This window comes from Methylobacterium amylolyticum (assembly GCF_030700245.1).
In the GTDB taxonomy this organism is placed as follows: Bacteria; Pseudomonadota; Alphaproteobacteria; order Rhizobiales; family Beijerinckiaceae; genus Methylobacterium.
In genome coordinates this window covers 13,614-29,060 of sequence record NZ_JAUYZI010000011.1, presented here as the reverse complement: position 1 = coordinate 29,060, position 15,447 = coordinate 13,614, and the positions used below count along the sequence as shown (strand labels likewise).

General features: G+C 72.3%; 14 protein-coding genes. 10 read left to right on the top strand and 4 right to left on the bottom strand.

Features of this window, described 5'->3' with window-relative positions:
• Positions 1 to 44: 44 nt before the first annotated feature.
• The 6 genes from Q8W71_RS10125 to Q8W71_RS10100 are packed head-to-tail and all read left to right on the top strand — an operon-like array spanning position 45 to position 6,513.
• Positions 45 to 839 carry an SDR family NAD(P)-dependent oxidoreductase gene (locus Q8W71_RS10125; protein ID WP_305525236.1) on the top strand — a complete coding sequence of 265 codons (795 nt, stop codon included), beginning with the start codon at positions 45 to 47 and terminating at the stop codon, positions 837 to 839.
• Positions 840 to 856: 17 nt separating this feature from the next.
• Entirely contained in the window at positions 857 to 2,125 is a 1,269-nt protein-coding gene (locus Q8W71_RS10120) for a ribulose-bisphosphate carboxylase large subunit family protein (protein WP_305525235.1), read from the top strand.
• A complete protein-coding gene (locus tag Q8W71_RS10115; protein ID WP_305525234.1) occupies positions 2,122 to 3,513 on the top strand; it encodes a four-carbon acid sugar kinase family protein in 1,392 nt (463 codons plus the stop codon). Before Q8W71_RS10120 ends, Q8W71_RS10115 begins: the two co-directional genes overlap by 4 nt.
• 11 nt (positions 3,514 to 3,524) lie before the next feature.
• Positions 3,525 to 4,301 (top strand): SDR family NAD(P)-dependent oxidoreductase, encoded by a 777-nt coding sequence (locus tag Q8W71_RS10110; RefSeq protein WP_305525233.1) that lies wholly within the window; start codon positions 3,525 to 3,527, stop codon positions 4,299 to 4,301.
• Positions 4,302 to 4,341: 40 nt separating this feature from the next.
• Positions 4,342 to 5,361, top strand: coding sequence for a TRAP transporter substrate-binding protein (locus tag Q8W71_RS10105; RefSeq protein ID WP_305525232.1), 1,020 nt, complete (start codon positions 4,342 to 4,344; stop codon positions 5,359 to 5,361).
• Between the two features lie 36 nt (positions 5,362 to 5,397).
• A complete protein-coding gene (locus Q8W71_RS10100) occupies positions 5,398 to 6,513 on the top strand; it encodes a zinc-binding dehydrogenase (protein ID WP_305525231.1) in 1,116 nt (371 codons plus the stop codon).
• Here Q8W71_RS10100 and Q8W71_RS10095 read toward each other — a convergent pair.
• Positions 6,485 to 7,420 carry a GntR family transcriptional regulator gene (locus tag Q8W71_RS10095; RefSeq protein WP_305525230.1) on the bottom strand — a complete coding sequence of 312 codons (936 nt, stop codon included), beginning with the start codon at positions 7,418 to 7,420 and terminating at the stop codon, positions 6,485 to 6,487. The two genes, Q8W71_RS10100 and Q8W71_RS10095, sit on opposite strands and share 29 nt — an antisense overlap.
• Before the next feature lie 189 nt (positions 7,421 to 7,609).
• On the opposite strand from Q8W71_RS10095, the gene Q8W71_RS10090 reads away from it, so the two are divergent.
• The 3 genes from Q8W71_RS10090 to Q8W71_RS10080 all read left to right on the top strand — a co-directional run bounded on the left by Q8W71_RS10090 (position 7,610) and on the right by Q8W71_RS10080 (position 11,176).
• The gene (locus Q8W71_RS10090; RefSeq protein WP_305525229.1) at positions 7,610 to 8,728 is read left to right on the top strand and encodes a mannitol dehydrogenase family protein; all 1,119 of its coding nucleotides are present in this window, start codon (positions 7,610 to 7,612) and stop codon (positions 8,726 to 8,728) included.
• Between the two features lie 44 nt (positions 8,729 to 8,772).
• Complete coding sequence (locus Q8W71_RS10085; protein ID WP_305525228.1) at positions 8,773 to 9,783, top strand: zinc-binding alcohol dehydrogenase family protein; 1,011 nt, start codon at positions 8,773 to 8,775, stop codon at positions 9,781 to 9,783.
• Positions 9,784 to 9,883: 100 nt separating this feature from the next.
• Complete coding sequence (locus tag Q8W71_RS10080) at positions 9,884 to 11,176, top strand: MFS transporter (protein WP_305525227.1); 1,293 nt, start codon at positions 9,884 to 9,886, stop codon at positions 11,174 to 11,176.
• Between the two features lie 64 nt (positions 11,177 to 11,240).
• Here the strand turns inward: Q8W71_RS10080 and Q8W71_RS10075 are convergent, their stop codons facing one another.
• The 3 genes from Q8W71_RS10075 to Q8W71_RS10065 all read right to left on the bottom strand — a co-directional run bounded on the left by Q8W71_RS10075 (position 11,241) and on the right by Q8W71_RS10065 (position 13,694).
• On the bottom strand, positions 11,241 to 12,404 hold the full coding sequence (locus Q8W71_RS10075) for an acyl-CoA dehydrogenase family protein (protein ID WP_305525226.1): 1,164 nt from the start codon (positions 12,402 to 12,404) through the stop codon (positions 11,241 to 11,243).
• Between the two features lie 163 nt (positions 12,405 to 12,567).
• Positions 12,568 to 13,164, bottom strand: a complete 597-nt coding sequence (locus Q8W71_RS10070) for a thiamine pyrophosphate-dependent enzyme (RefSeq protein ID WP_305525225.1) — start codon at positions 13,162 to 13,164, stop codon at positions 12,568 to 12,570.
• Entirely contained in the window at positions 13,152 to 13,694 is a 543-nt protein-coding gene (locus Q8W71_RS10065) for a thiamine pyrophosphate-binding protein (protein ID WP_305525224.1), read from the bottom strand. Before Q8W71_RS10065 ends, Q8W71_RS10070 begins: the two co-directional genes overlap by 13 nt.
• Positions 13,695 to 14,145: 451 nt before the next feature.
• On the opposite strand from Q8W71_RS10065, the gene Q8W71_RS10060 reads away from it, so the two are divergent.
• Complete coding sequence (locus Q8W71_RS10060; RefSeq protein ID WP_305525223.1) at positions 14,146 to 15,432, top strand: MFS transporter; 1,287 nt, start codon at positions 14,146 to 14,148, stop codon at positions 15,430 to 15,432.
• The last annotated feature ends 15 nt before the right edge of the window (positions 15,433 to 15,447 follow it).

The window sequence follows — 15,447 nt, the reverse complement described above, 5'->3', positions numbered from 1 at the left end:
CCAAACGCCTCGGGTCTTCGTCCCCGCATCCCCGGAGCGCGCGCATGAGCGGTCGTCTCCAGGACAAGGTCGCCCTGGTCTTCGGGGCTGGATCGGTCGGGCCCGGCTGGGGCAACGGCAAGGCCACCGCCACCCTGTTCGCCCGCGAGGGCGCGGCGGTCGTGTGCATCGACGTCAACGCGGCGGCCGCCGCGGAGACCGTGGGCATCATCCGCGGCGAGGGCGGGCGCGCCTCGGCCGCCGCCTGCGACGTGACCCGCTCCGAGGACATCCGGGCGGTGGTGGCGGCGGCGATCGCCGAGCACGGCCGCATCGACGTGCTGCACAACAACGTCGGCTACGCGACGATGGGCGGCCCGATCGAACTCGACGAGGCCGGCTGGCACCGCACGCTCGACCTGAACGTGACGAGCTGCTTCCTGACCTGCAAGCACGTGCTGCCGCACATGCTCGAACGCCGCTCGGGCGCGATCGTCAACCTCTCCTCGATCGCGGCGGTGCGCTACACCGGCTACCCCTACGCCGCCTACTACGCGGCCAAGGCGGCGGTGAACAACTTCACCATGGGGCTGGCGCTGCAATACGCCGCCCAGGGCATCCGCGTGAACGCGATCATGCCGGGGCTGATGAACACCCCGCTGATCCACCAGCAGATCTCGGGGCAGTACGCCGACGCCGAGGAGATGGTGCGGGCCCGCGACGCCGCCTGCCCGACGGGCCGCATGGGCACCGCCTGGGACATCGCCAAGGCCGCCCTGTTCCTCGCCTCGGACGAGGCCGCCTACATCACCGGCGTCAGCCTGCCGGTGGACGGCGGGCTCTCGTGCCGAGCGGCCTAAGGGGCGGCGTGACGGGCATGACAGGCGAGACTCCCCCGGTCCGGATCGAGGCCGACTACCTCGTCGAGACGATCGGCGACCCGGCCCGGGCGGTCGAGACCATGGCCGGCGAGCAGTCGAGCGGCACCTTCGTGCCGGTCCCCGGCGAGACGCCCGAGCTGAAGGCGCGCTCCGCCGCCCGGGTCGAGCGCCTGGAGATCCTCGACGAGCGGGTCGAGACCGCCGCCCTGCCGACCACCGCGAAGACGGCCGGCGCCGAGATCCGCCGCGCCCGGGCGACGCTGTCCTGGCCGCTCGACAACCTCGGGCCCTCGCTGCCGAACCTCATGGCGACGGTGGCCGGAAACCTGTTCGAGCTGCGGGCCTTCACCGGCCTGCGCCTCCTCGACATCCGCCTGCCGGGGGCCTTCGCCGACGCCTATCCGGGACCGCGCCACGGCATCGCTGGCACGCGCCGCCTGTCGGGGGTCGCGGACGGGCCGGTGATCGGCACGATCATCAAGCCGAGCGTCGGGCTCGGGCCGGAGGAGACCGCGGCCCTGGTCGAGAGCCTGTGCGCGGGCGGCATCGACTTCATCAAGGACGACGAGTTGCAGGCCGACGGGCCGGCCTGCCCGTTCGACGACCGCGTGCGCGCCGTGATGCGCGTCGTCAACGCCCACGCCGACCGGACCGGCCGCAAGCCCATGGTCGCGTTCAACCTCACCGGCGACCTCGACCAGATGCGCCGCCGCCACGACCTTGTCCTGGCCGAGGGCGGCACCTGCGTGATGGCGAGCCTGAACGCGGTCGGCCTCGTCGGGATGATCGAGCTGGGGCGCTTCTCGCAGCTCCCGATCCACGCCCACCGCAACGGCTGGGGCGCGCTGACCCGGCACCCGCTGCTCGGCTGGTCCTACGTGGCGTGGCAGAAGGTCTGGCGCCTGGCCGGCGCCGACCACATGCACGTCAACGGGCTGGCCAACAAGTTCTCCGAGGACGACGACAGCGTGGTCGCCTCGGCCCGGACCTGCCTGACGCCGCTGTTCCCCGACAAGCCGTGCCTCGCCATGCCGGTCTTCTCCTCCGGCCAGGGGGTGCGGCAGGCCCCGGGCACCTACGCGGCGCTCGGCACGACCGACCTGATCGTCACGGCCGGCGGCGGCATCGTCGCCCATCCGGGCGGGCCGGGCGCCGGGGTCCGGGCGCTGCGGCAGGCGTGGGACGCCGCGGTCGCCGGGATCCCGCTCGACGCCCACGCCCGTGACCATCGGGAGCTGGAACAGGCCCTGGGGGCGGCGGCGTGACGGGCCCGCGCCCGGATCCCCGCCCGGATCCCCGCCCCCTGCCGGACGGGCCGCTCGTCGCCTTCTACGGCGACGATTTCACCGGCTCCTCGGCGGCGATGGAGGTGCTGGCGTTCGCGGGCCTCCCGACCGTCCTGTTCCTGCAACCGCCCACCCCGCGGCGGCTCGCGGCCTTCTCCGGCATGCGGGCGATCGGCATCGCCGGCACGGCCCGGGCGCAGTCCCCGGCCTGGATGGACGCGCACCTGCCCGACGCCTTCCGGCTGCTCGCCGGGCTCGGCGCGCCGGTGGCCCACTACAAGGTCTGCTCGACCTTCGATTCCGCGCCGCAGGTCGGCTCGATCGGCCGGGCCGCCGAGATCGCCGCCGCCGTGTTCCGGCCGGCCTGGACGCCGATGGTGGTCGGCGACCCCGGCATGGGCCGCTACCAGAGCTTCGGCCACCTGTTCGCGATGGCGGACGGGGTCGGCCACCGCCTCGACCGCCACCCGACCATGGCGCGCCATCCCGTGACGCCGATGGACGAGGCGGATCTCGGCCGCCACCTCGCCCGGCAGACGGACCGGCGGGTCGGCCTCGTCGACTTCGTGGCGATGAAGCGGGGCGGCACGGAGGCGCAGCTCGACGCGGCGCTGGCAGCGGGCGCCGAGATCGTCTCCCTCGACGTGCTCGACCGCGAGACCCTGACCGAGGCCGGGCGGTTGATCTGGGAGCGCGCCGGCGCGCCCGCCTTCGGCCTCGGCTCGCAGGGCTTCGAGGCGGCGCTGGTCGCCTACTGGCGCGCGGCCGGGCTGCTGCCGGCCGAGCCCGACCTGCCCCGGCCCGGGCCGGTCGAGCGGATCGCCTGCGTGTCCGGGTCGGTCTCGCCGGTGACGGCGGGCCAGATCGCCCACGCCCTCGACAGCGGGTTCGAAGGTCTCCGGCTCGACGCGCGGCGCGTCGCCGATCCGGCGGCCTGGGAGCGCGAGGTCGCCCGCGCGGCGGAGGCGGCCCTGGCGGCGCTCGGCGCCGGCCGCGATCCCCTGATCTACACGGCCGCCGGTCCGGACGACCCGGCGGTCGCGGCCTTCCGGGAGGCGACCGCCGGCTTGCCGGCCGAGACGGTGAACGAGCGGCTGGGCGCCGGACTCGGCCAGGCCCTGCGCGCGGTGATCGCCGGGGCCGGCCTCACCCGCGCCGTGATCTCGGGCGGCGACACCTCGGGTCGCGCCGCGGCGCAGCTCGGCATCGACGCGCTGACCGCGATCGGCCCGCTCGATCCGGGCTCGCCGCTCTGCCGGGCGGACGGGCAGGACAGCCCCCTCGACGGGCTGGAGATCGCGCTGAAGGGCGGACAGGTCGGGCGCCCGGACTTCCTCCAGGCGGTGAAGCGGGGCGGACGCGGATGACGGAGGGAACGATGCGGAGACTGGCGGGCAAGGTCGCCGTGGTCACCGGAGGGGCGCGGGGGATCGGCCTCGCGGTGGCGCGGGCCTACGCCCGGGAGGGCGCGCGGGTCGTCGTCGCCGACCTCAACGCCGAGGGCGCGCGGGCGGCGGCGGAGGACCTCGGCGGCGGGGCGCTGGGGCTCGTCGTCGACGTGGCCGACGCAGGTTCGGTCGCCGCGATGATCGCGGCGATCGTCGAGAGCTGCGGGCGGATCGACATCCTGATGAACAATGCCGGGATCGGCGCCAACACGCCGTTCCTGGAGACGCGGCTGGAGGACTGGAACCGCATCCTCGGCGTCAACCTGACCGGCGCGTTCCTGGTGGCGCAGGGGTGCGCCCGCGAGATGGTCCGGGTCGGCGAGGGCGGCAAGATCGTCAACATCGCCTCGCTGTCGGGCCAGCGCGGCGCCAACGGCCGCGCCGCCTACGGCTCGGCCAAGGCGGGGCTCGAACTGCTCACCAAGGTGATGGCGGTCGAACTCGCCGAGCACGGGATCAACGTCAACAACATCGCCCCCGGCGCGATCGAGACCGACATCGCCCGGATCATGCACGACCGCGCGACCCGCGCCGCCTACGGCCGCCTGATCCCGATGGTCCGCTACGGCACGCCCGAGGAGATCGCCGACGCGGCCGTGTTCCTGTGCTCGGACGAGGCCCGCTACGTCCACGGCCACACCCTCAACGTCGACGGGGGATTCCGCGAGGCGGGCCTGATGTTCAAACGCGACGCGCCGGAGGCGTGACGCCCCGCGAGACCCAACGAAAAGACAACGGGAGGGAACGATGGCCCACACATTCACGCGGCGGCGCTTCGCGACGCTCGCGGCCGCCTCCGCGATCGGAAGCGCCTATCCCCTGCGCTACGCCCGGGCCGCGGAGTTCAGCTTCAAGTGGGGCACCAACGTGCCCGAGTCGCACCCGCTCAACGTCCACGGCCGCAAGGCGGCCGACGCCCTGAAGGAGGCCACCAACGGCCGCGTCGAGCTGCGGCTGTTCCCCAACAACCAGCTCGGCGGCGACGCCGACATGTTCTCGCAGCTCCGCTCGGGCGCGCTCGAATGCTTCACCCTCTCGGGGGTGAACGTGCTCTCGACCCTGCTGCCGGCGGCGGCGATCTCGGGCGTGGGCTTCGCCTTCAAGGACTACCCGACCCTGTGGAAGGCGATGGACGGGCGCCTCGGCGTGTGGCTGCGCGAGCAGATCGGCAAGACCGGCCTCGTCGTCCAGGAGAAGATCTGGGACAACGGCTTCCGTCAGGTCACGACCAGCACCCGGCCGATCGTGAAGCCGGAGGACTTCCAGGGCCTCAAGATCCGGGTGCCGGTGAGCGCCCTGTGGACCTCCCTGTTCCAGGGGCTCGGCGCCTCGCCCACCAGCCTCAACTTCGCGGAGGTGTACTCCGCCCTCCAGACCAAGGTGGTGGACGGGCAGGAGAACCCGCCGGCGATCATCTCGGCGGCCAAGCTCTACGAGGTGCAGAAGTACTGCTCGCTGACCAACCACATGTGGGACGGCTGGTGGTTCCTGATGAACCGCCGCGCCTGGGGGCAGCTCCCGCCGGACCTCCAGGAGACCTTCGCCCGGGTGATCAACGCCGCGGCGATGGCCGAGCGCGAGGAGGTCGCCCGGCAGAACGACGGCCTCAAGGCCGAACTCGCCGCCAAGGGGCTGATCTTCAACGCCGTCGAGCCCGAGCCCTTCCGCGCGACCCTGAGCCAGGCGGGCTTCTACAAGACCTGGAAGGCGAAGTTCGGCCCGGAGGCCTGGGCGATCCTGGAAGAGAGCACCGGGCCGCTCGCCTGAGTCGGGCCGCGTCGGGCGAGGGAGGGAGGCAGCGCGATGAAGGGCATTCCCGAGTTCAGCCGCGCCGCGGTGCTGCGGCAGTTCAAGGCGCCGGTCTGCATCGAGGAGGTGCCGATCCCGCGCGAACTGGAGCCCGGCGCGCTCCTGACCAAGATCGAGACCTGCTCGATCTGCGGCACCGACGTCCACCTCTGGCAGGGTTCGCTGTCGCTGAAGGTCGACCTGCCGGTCATCCTCGGGCACGAGATGGTCGGCCGGATCGTCGCCATGGGCCCGGGGGCGGACCGGGACTCTGTCGGCCAGGACCTGCGCGTCGGCGACCGGGTCACCTGGACCCACACGTCTTGCGGGCGCTGCTACTTCTGCACGGTCGCCCGCGAGCCGACCCTGTGCCAGCACAGCCGCATGTACATGTACACCTGCATGGAGGTGTTCCCGCACCTGATGGGCGGCTTCTCCGAGTACGGCTACGTGGTGCCCGAATCCGGGCGCGTCCGGGTGCCCGACGACGTGCCGAACGAGCTCGCCAGCATGGCGAGCTGCGCCTTCCGCTCGGTGATGAACGCCTTCGACGTGCTGGAGGGCGTCGGCACCACCGATACGGTGGTGATCCAGGGCGTCGGCCCCCTCGGGCTGCTCGCCACGGCGGTGGCGAAGGTCGCGGGCGCCCGCCGGGTGGTGGCGATCGGCGCGCCCGACGCCCGCCTCGCGCTCGCCGGCGAATTCGGGGCGGACGAGGCCCTGTCGCTGGAGCGCACCACCCACGCGGAGCGGCTGGAGCGGGTGCGCGCCCTGACCGACGGGCGCGGGGCCGACATCGTCATGGAGTTCACCGGCCACCCGGGGGCCTTCGCCGAGGGGATCGACCTCGCCCGCCGCGGCGGGCGCTACCTCGTCGTCGGCCAGCTCGGCCAGGGCACCACGACGATCAAGCCGGCGCTGATCGTCTCCAAGAACCTGAGGATCCTCGGCTCCTTCTCGGGGCAGGCGAAAGCCTACTGGAAGGCCCTCGACTTCCTCAGCCGGCACGGCTCCGCCATCCCGTTCGGGCGGATGATCACCAACCGCTACCGCCTCGACGAGGCGAACGTCGCGCTGGCGCGGATGCGCGACCTCCAGGAGATCAAGCCGGTCCTGACGCTGGGCGGCTGAGAACCCCGGCCCGTGCCGGCTCGGGGCCGATGGAGCGCAGCAGGGTCGCGCGCACGGTCCGCAGGTGCGCCCGGCAGGCGGCGTCCACGGCGCGCGCGTCCCGTGATCGCAGCGCGGCGATGTAGACGAGGTGTTCTTCGAGCGCGACGCGGTTGCGCTCGCGCTCGTCGGCCTTGTTCCACTGGTAATGGTAGTGGAACACGAACGCGATCAGGTCGTAGAACTCGCGCATGAAGCGGTTGCGCGCGGCGTCGTAGACGAGACGGTGCAGCCGCTCGTCCAGCCGGGCGAAGTCGGTGTCGCGGCCGTCCGGGTCGCGCAGCAGACGGTGGTGCTCCCGCTCGATCGCGTCGAGGTCTGCCCAGGCCGGGTCGTCACCGGGCAGCGCGATGAAGGCCCGGGCCGAGCGCAGCTCGAACATCTCGCGGACCTCGTAGATCTCGGTCGCGAAGTCCCGCGTCACGCCCACGAAGATCCAGCCGCTGTTCTGGCGCCGCTCGATCAGGCCGAACCGTGCGAAATGCGTGAGGTATTCCCGCACGGCTGTCGTCGACGTGCCGAACCGGCGCGCGAGATCGAGGGCGCTGATCGTCTGTCCCGGGCGGCAATCGCCCTCCAGCACCCACTGCATGAACCGGCGGGCGACCGCTTGCGCGACCGTCTCGGTCTGGCGGTCCGGGAAGTAGTCCCGCGGGTCGGGGAGACGGTGCAGTGCGCGGGCGCCGCCCGCGCCGCGCAGGATCTCCCGCTCGTCCAGCGACGCCAGGATGGCGCGCACGGTCGTCCGGCTGACGGCCAGGAGGCCGGCGAGCCGCGCTTCGGAGACCGGCCACGCGCCCAGGGGGCGGCCCGCCAGGATGTCCAGGCACTGGTTGTAGGCCCGCTTGTAGACCGTGTTCGCGCGCATGCTCGGGCCGTGCTCCCGGGACGCGGCCTCATACCAGAACCCCGCGCATGCCGGTCGCGCAAACCTTACCGAGAAGACATTTGACACCCCATTCGGCTGGGTTTTTTGTGCATAAAGATCAGCCTGGGCGCGTAAACCGGAGGTCCCCATGCCGCATCCTGCCCACTCCGACGCCGCGAGGCCGGCCCGGTGACCGGCCGCATCCTCCAGTTCGGCACGAGCCGCTTCCTTCAGGCGCATGTCGACCTGTTCGTCCACGAGGCGCGGGAAGCCGGCCAGAGGGTCGGGCCGATCAGCGTGGTGCAGGTCTCGGGCTCCGCCGCGCGGGCCGGCCGCGTCGCCGCCTTCGGCAATCCCGCCGGCTACCCCGTGATCATCCGCGGCCTGGAGGACGGCGCGCCGGTCGAGCGGCGGGTGACCGTCACCAGCATCGACCGGGGTCTCTCGGCCGCCGCCGACTGGGGCGTCGTGCGGCGGCACTTCGACGAGGCCGACTACGTCGTCTCGAATACCGGCGACAGCGGATACGAGACCGGAGCGGAGCGCCTCGACCTCGCCGCGGCGGGCGCCGTGCCGGACTCGTTCCCCGGCAAGCTGGCGGCGCTCCTCCACCACCGCTGGCAGGCGGGCGCGCGGGCGCCCACGATCCTGCCCTGCGAGCTCGTGAGCCGGAACGGGCAGGTGCTGCAGGGCATCGTGCTGCGGCTCGCCGAGGCGGCCGGCGCGCCCACCGGATTCCGGGATTGGCTGCGCGGGGATGTGGTGTGGGCCGACACGCTGGTCGACCGGATCGTCTCCGAGCCGCTGGAGCCCGTCGGCGCGGTGGCCGAGCCCTACGCGCTCTGGGCCATCGCCCGCCGGCCCGGTCTCGTGCTCCCCTGCACCCATCCCTGCATCGTCCTCGCCGACGACCTCGAACCGTTCGAGCGGCTGAAGCTGCACATCCTCAACCTCGGCCACACGCTGCTCGCCGACCGGTGGATGCGGGAGGGCCGCGCCCCGGACGCGACCGTGCGCGCGCTGCTCGACGACGACGGCGTGCGCGGCTGGCTGGAGGGCGTCTACCGCGACGAGGTGCTGCCGGGCTTCCGCCTGCGCGGGATGGGGCCGGAGGCGGAAGCCTACGTGGCGACGACGCTGGAGCGGTTCCGCAACCCGTTCCTCGACCACCGCCTCGCCGACATCGCCGGGAGCCACGCGACCAAGGTCGCCCGCCGCCTCAGCGCCTTCCGGGACTGGGTCGGGCAGGGTTCCGGCGCGGAGCCCGACACGCCCGCGCTGACGGCCGCGATCGCGCGGGCTGCGTGATCCGAGAGGCGCGGGAGAAGGACGATCCGAGGGAGGAGCCATCCATGAAGGCGGTGATCTGCGAGGAGCCCGGACGGCTCGCGGTGGTCGAGCGTCCGCGGCCCGAACCGGCGGCCGGCGAGGTGCTGGTGCGGATCCGGCGCGTCGGCGTCTGCGGCACGGATTTCCACATCTTCGCCGGCAAGCACCCGTTCCTCGAATACCCCCGCGTCATGGGGCACGAGCTGTCCGGGACGGTCGAGGCCGCACCCGAGGGCAGCGCGCTCGCGCCGGGGCAGCCGGTCTACGTCGTGCCCTACCTCGCCTGCGGCCGCTGCGCCGCCTGCGGCAAGGGCCTCACCAACGCCTGCCAGTCCATCCGCGTGCTCGGCGTCCACTGCGACGGCGGCATGGCGGAATATCTCTGCGTGCCGGAGCGCAACGTCGTGGCGGTGGAGGGCGCCTCCCTCGACGAGGCGGCGATGATCGAGTTCCTGGCGATCGGCGCCCACGGCGTCCGGCGCGGCGGCGTGGGCGCGCAAGACCGGGTTCTGGTGGTGGGCGCGGGGCCGATCGGCATGGCCGCGACCGTCTTCGCCCGCGCCCGCGGCGCCGACGTGACGGTGATGGACACCCGCGCCGACCGGCTCGCCTTCAGCCGCGCACAGCTCGACGCGCATCGCACGGTGATGGCCGGGGACGGCGACGCGGCGCGCCTCACCGAGATCACCGCGGGCGACGGGTTCGACGTGGTGATCGACGCTACCGGCAACGCGTCGGCCATGCGGCGCGGATTCGCCTTCCTCGCCCACGGCGGCCGCTACGTGCTGCTGAGCGTGGTGCGCGACGACATCACCTTCTCCGATCCGGAATTCCACAAGCGCGAGGCGACGCTGCTGGCCAGCCGCAACGCGCTGCCCGAGGATTTCGCGGAGGTCGTGCGGCAGATGCGGGCGGGACGGGTCCCGACCGGCGCGCTCGCCACGCATCGCGGCGCGCTCGCCGACGCGCCCGGCCTGTTCGAGGCGTGGCGAGCGCCGGAGGCCGGGGTGATCAAGGCCATCCTCGAAGTCTGAGCCCGAGCGGGGCGCCGCCCCCGGGCGCCCGACGCAAGCAGACGAGCCGCCGTCAGAGTGGCCCGACCGGTCCCGTCGCGGACCCGAAAGGAGGAGCGCGATGCCCAAGGCACGCTGGACGATGATATTGTTGTGCTGCCTGGCCAACACGATCAACTACATCGATCGGGCCAACCTCGCGGTCGCCGCGCCGTCGATGCAGCACGACCTCGGCATCGATGCCGCCACGATGGGCGTCATCCTCGGCGGCTTCTTCTGGACTTACGCGGTCATGCAACTGCCCGCCGGCTGGTTCGCCGACCGGGTCGGCGCGCGGATCGCGCTGGCGGTCGCGGTGGTGTGGTGGTCGGTGTTCACCGCGCTGACCTCGGTCGCGCGCAGCGTCGAGACCCTGCTGGGCTGCCGGCTGCTGCTCGGTATCGGCGAGGCCGGCGCCTATCCGTCGATGGCCAAGGTTTCCGCCAACTGGTTCCCGCGCACCGAGCGGGCGCTCGCCGCCTCCATCTTCGACAGCGGTTCGCGGATCGGCTCGGCCCTGTCCCTGCCGATCGTGGCGTGGCTGATCGGCACGTTCAACTGGGAGACGTCGTTCGTGGTGACCGGGCTTCTCGGCGTCGCCTGGGTCGTCGTCTGGTTCACCCTGTACCGTGAGCCGGAGAACCACCCGGCGGTGACGCCGGAGCAGCTCGCGGCGCTCCGGGCCGAGCGGCAGGGCAAGGGAGCGGACGGAGCGAAGGTGCCGTGGGCGTCCCTGTTCCGCTACCGGACGATCTGGGGGATGATGATCGGCTTCTTCTGCCTCAACTTCACGATCTACTTCTTCATCACGTGGTTCCCCAGCTACCTCGTCGAGGCGCGCGGCTTCTCGCTGTCGCAGCTCGGGACGCTCGGCCTGCTGCCCGCCCTGTTCGCGATCCCCGCCGGCTGGCTCGGCGGCATCGTCTCGGACGCCCTCTACCGCCGCGGCTGGAGCCTGACGCGGGCGCGCAAGACCTGCCTCGTCGGCGGCATGCTCACCTCCTCGATCATCACCGGCGCCGCGTTCGCGCCGAACGTCTACGGGGCGCTGGCCTGCTTCGCGATCGCCTACGGCAGCCTCGCCTTCGCCGCCGCCAACATCTGGACGCTGCCCGCGGACGTGGCCCCGACGCCGGCGCACGTCGCCTCGATCGGCGGCATCCAGAACTTCGCCTCGAACCTCGCCGGCATCGTCACAACCTCCTTCACCGGGGTCATGCTGACGATCACCAGCGGGTCCTTCGTCGTGCCGCTGATCGTGGCCGGGGCGTTCTGCGTGGTCGGAGCGGGGGCCTACCTGTTCATCGTCGGCGAGATCGCGCCCCTGCCGGCCCTCGAGAGGGGCGCGGTCCCTGAGCGCTCACCCACGGCGTAGCGCCCGAGGATCGGCGGGATCGGGGTGGGAGGCCGGCGGCCTCCACCGGTCGGCAGGGAAGCGCTCAGAACGAGCGCGGCAGGCCGAGGATGTGCTCGGCGACGTAGGACAGGATCAGGTTCGTGGAGATCGGCGCGACCTGATACAGGCGCGTCTCGCGGAACTTGCGCTCCACGTCGTACTCGGCCGCGAAGCCGAAGCCGCCGTGGAACTGGATGCAGGCGTTGGCCGCCTCCCAGCTCGCCTTGGCCGCGAGGTACTTGGCCATGTTGGCCTGCGCCCCGCAGGGCTGCCCGGCGTCGTAGAGGCGGCAGGCCTCATAACGCATCAGGTTGGCCGCCTCGACCTCGATGAAGCTCTCGGCGATCGGGAACTGCACCCCCTGGTTCTGGCCGATCGGCCGGCCGAACACGGTCCGCTCCTTGGTGTAGGCCGTGACCTTGTCGATGAACCAGTAGCCGTCGCCGATGCACTCGGCCGCGATCAGGGCCCGCTCGGCGTTCAACCCGGTGAGGATGTACTTGAACCCCTGGCCCTCCTCGCCGATCAGGTTCTCGGCCGGGATCTCCAGCGCGTCGAAGAACAGCTCGTTGGTCTCGTGGTTAACCATGTTGAGGATCGGCCGGACGGTCATGCCCGCCTTCTGCGCCTCGTGCAGGTCGACGAGGAAGATCGACAGGCCCTCCGATTTCTTCGTCACCTGCTCCAGAGGCGTGGTGCGGGCCAGCAGGATCATCAGGTCCGAGTGCTGGATGCGCGAGATCCAGACCTTCTGGCCGTTGACGACGTAGCGGTCGCCCTTGCGCACCGCCGTGGTCTTGATCCGGGTGGTGTCGGTGCCCGCGGTCGGCTCGGTCACGCCCATCGATTGCAGGCGCAATTCGCCCGCGGCGATCCGGGGCAGGTACTTCCGCCGCTGCTCCTCGGAGCCGTGCCGGACCAGCGTGTTCATGTTGTACATCTGCCCGTGGCAGGCGCCGGAATTGCCCCCCGAGCGGTTGATCTCCTCCATGATGACGGAGGCTTCGGTCAGGCCGAGGCCGGAACCGCCGTAGGCTTCCGGGATCAGGGCGGCCATCCAGCCGGCCTTGGTCAGCGCGTCGACGAACGCCTCCGGGTAGCCGCGCGCCTCGTCGACCTTGCGGTGATACTCGGCCGGGAAGTCCGCGCAGAGGGCGCGCACCGCGTCGCGGATGTCGCCGTGGCTGCCGTGGTCGATCGTCTGCATGTCCTCACTCCGTCGGATCGCGTCTGGCGCGGGGCCGCCATCCCGGCGCTCGCCCGATCCGCCCTGCCCTGCCCGGTCTCGGCACGATGTAGAGGCCGGACGGCCCCGTGACACGGACCGTCCGGCTGCGCTGATCCGGACCGCGCCGACGCTGTCTGCGTCGTCAGATCGGCTGGAAGCCGAGGGCGGCGCGGAACCGGTTCTTGACGTGGACGCCGTCGCGGGGCGGCAGCACCCGGGGCGGGTTCTCGGCCCGGACCCCGATCCGCGCGAACGACAGGCCCGCCCGGGCCGCGACCCGCGCGCGCAGCGCGTCCACGCCCGCCATGTCGTCGATCGCCGCGGTCCAGCCGAAACCGCAGGCGGCCGCGACCCGGTCCAGGGCGAGGCCCCGCCCGGCGTGGCTGAGCTGCATGCCGGTCTCGCCGTAATGGCCGTTGTCGAGCACCGCGATGCTCAGGTTCGGCGGATTCTGCACGGCGAGCGTCGCCAGGGCGCCGAGCCCCATCAGCATCTCGCCGTCGCCGGTCACCACCAGCACCGGCCGCCCGGGCTGCGCCTTGGCGAGCCCGAGGCCGACGGTCGCCGCCGAGCCCATCGCCGCCCAGAGGTAGTAATTGCCGTCGTGGTCGCCCGCCGCCATCACGTCGTAGGAGGGCGAGCCGAGGCCGGTGACGACGAGCAGGTCCGCGCGGTCGGCCAGGAGCCGCGCCACGACCGCGCGGCGGTCGAGGGCGCCGCCCGCGTTCACTTCACCCATTGCTTCTCTCCGATCAGGCGCTGTCCGAGCAGGAGGGCGCAGGCGGCGTCGCCGTTGAACGCCATCGTGGCCGCCCCGTGCAGCAGGGGCGCGACGTCCTCCGGCGCGTCGGCCCGCCACGTCAGCACGCCCATCAGCCTCAGGGCGGCCTCGGTGGCCTGCCCCATCGGGTTCTGCCACGCGTTGAACTCGGCCCAGTCGCCGCGCATGGTCACGACCATCAGCAGAGGGAAGCGTGCGCAGGCCTGGAGCGCGAGCGTGTTGATGCAGTTGCCGACACCGCTCGATTGCAGGAGCAGCGCGCCCTTCTCGCCGCCGAGCCACGCGCCTGCGAGGTAGCCGAGCCCCTCCTCCTCGGTCGTCAGCACCACCGCCTGGATCTCCGGGTCGGCTTCGGCGGCGCGGATCGCCGCGGAGTGTCCGGCATCCGGCACGTAGGCCACGTGGCGCACGCCGTGCGCCTTCAGCACGCGGAAGACGTCGTCGCGCCAGCCCGTCCCGTCGCCCGGGTCCATCCCCGTCATCGCCATGATCTCCTCCCGAGGGCGTTGCCCCGGGTCTAACGGGCCGGTCGCGCGCCGACCAATAGCGCTTTGCGAAATGAGAAATGCCGGATCGTGCTAGCCCGGGCGGGACGAAGGGGCGTCGTCGTCAGTGCCGCAGACCGACCGATCCGACATCCGGACCCGGCGACGCGACCGCATCGGCGCGCGCGTCTGTAGAGCCGCGGCTCGCGGCGCCGATGTGCCTCGAAGAACTGGCCGCGGCGCGACCACGCGCGCGGGAAGCACGGCGACCGACCTTATAGCTGTTATCGAAAACGATTATACCTTGCGCTCCTCCTAAGCTGTACGCTGCGCTGAAGGGGCCGTCACAAGGCCCCGGGCAGCGGCGCCGAGCGGGCGCCCGGGACTGCCGCGGGCGAGGGAGCGGCGCGGCCGCGCCGTCCCCGTCGGCGCGGACCGATCAGGGGAGGACGACATGGACGAGCGCGCAGCCGGCGCATCCGTCGCCGAGGACGCGACCCCGTTCGGCTTCTACGGCGCGATGTCCGCCTCGGAGCGGCGGACCTTCTGGGGCTGCGCCGCCGGGTGGGCCTTGGACGGGATGGATTTCATGATCTATCCCCTGGTCATCGGCACGCTGATCAGCCTGTGGCACATCAGCAGCTCGCAGGCGGGCCTCGCCGCGACGGCGACGCTGCTCGCCTCGGCGCTCGGCGGCTGGCTCGCCGGCTATCTCTGCGACCGGATCGGGCGCGTCGCCACCCTGCGCCTGACGATCCTGTGGTTCTCGGCCTGCAGCCTGCTCTGCGCCTTCGCCCAGAGCTTCGAGCAGCTCCTCGTCGCGCGCACCCTGCTCGGCATCGGCTTCGGCGGGGAGTGGGCGGCGGGCTCGATCCTGATGGGCGAGATGGTGCGGGCCGAGTACCGCGGGCGCGCGGTCGGCTCGGTCCAGTCGGGCTGGGCGGTCGGCTGGGGCCTCGCCGTGCTTCTCCAGGCCGTCCTGTTCTCGACCCTTCCGCCCGAGACCGCGTGGCGCTGGATGTTCGCCGTGGGCGCGCTGCCCGCCCTCCTCGTCCTGTACCTGCGCCGCTACGTCGAGGAGCCGCCGCTGGCGCGCGAGTCGCGGCGCAAGCAGATCGCGGCGGGCGACCGGCCGGCCATCACCGAGATCTTCTCCGGTCCCTACCTGCGCACCACGCTGCTCGCCTCGCTGATGATGGTCGGCGCGCAGGGCAGCTACTACGCGATGAGCACCTGGGTGCCGCGCTACCTCACCGCGGAGCGCGGGCTGTCGGCGGTCGGGTCCACCAGCTACCTCGCGACGCTCATCGTCGGCAGCTTCCTCGGCTACCTGACGGGCGCGTGGCTCGCCGACATCCTCGGCCGCCGCCGGCTGTTCGCCACCTTCACGGTCGGCGCCGTGGTGACGCTGGTCGTCTACATGCAGGCGCCCCTCCCGGCGGGCGCGATCTGGATGCTCGGCTTTCCGCTCGGCTTCTTCTCCACCGGCTACTTCTCGGGGATCGGCCCGTTCCTGACCGAACTCTACCCGACGCGGCTGCGCGGCTCGGGTCAGGGTTTCTGCTACAATTTCGGCCGCGGCATCGGGGCCCTGTTCCCGGCGCTGGTCGGCGCGCTCGCGACCCTCACCAGCCTCGGCAACGCGATCACCCTGTTCGCGCTCACGGCCTACGGCCTGTTCTTCACCCTGTCCTTCGCCTTCCCCGAGACGCGCGGCAAGCAGCTCGATGCGGACGGGTGAGCGAATGCGGACATT

Coding starts and splice junctions, on each gene's coding strand:
- Q8W71_RS10125 (WP_305525236.1), top strand. CDS start 45: ATGAGCGGTCGTCTCCAGGACAAGGTCGCCCTGGTCTTCGGGGCTGGA.
- Q8W71_RS10075 (WP_305525226.1), bottom strand. CDS start 12,404: ATGCAGACGATCGACCACGGCAGCCACGGCGACATCCGCGACGCGGTG.
- Q8W71_RS10100 (WP_305525231.1), top strand. CDS start 5,398: ATGAAGGGCATTCCCGAGTTCAGCCGCGCCGCGGTGCTGCGGCAGTTC.
- Q8W71_RS10095 (WP_305525230.1), bottom strand. CDS start 7,420: ATGCGCGCGAACACGGTCTACAAGCGGGCCTACAACCAGTGCCTGGAC.
- Q8W71_RS10080 (WP_305525227.1), top strand. CDS start 9,884: ATGCCCAAGGCACGCTGGACGATGATATTGTTGTGCTGCCTGGCCAAC.
- Q8W71_RS10105 (WP_305525232.1), top strand. CDS start 4,342: ATGGCCCACACATTCACGCGGCGGCGCTTCGCGACGCTCGCGGCCGCC.
- Q8W71_RS10120 (WP_305525235.1), top strand. CDS start 857: ATGACAGGCGAGACTCCCCCGGTCCGGATCGAGGCCGACTACCTCGTC.
- Q8W71_RS10060 (WP_305525223.1), top strand. CDS start 14,146: ATGGACGAGCGCGCAGCCGGCGCATCCGTCGCCGAGGACGCGACCCCG.
- Q8W71_RS10065 (WP_305525224.1), bottom strand. CDS start 13,694: ATGGCGATGACGGGGATGGACCCGGGCGACGGGACGGGCTGGCGCGAC.
- Q8W71_RS10110 (WP_305525233.1), top strand. CDS start 3,525: ATGCGGAGACTGGCGGGCAAGGTCGCCGTGGTCACCGGAGGGGCGCGG.
- Q8W71_RS10070 (WP_305525225.1), bottom strand. CDS start 13,164: ATGGGTGAAGTGAACGCGGGCGGCGCCCTCGACCGCCGCGCGGTCGTG.
- Q8W71_RS10085 (WP_305525228.1), top strand. CDS start 8,773: ATGAAGGCGGTGATCTGCGAGGAGCCCGGACGGCTCGCGGTGGTCGAG.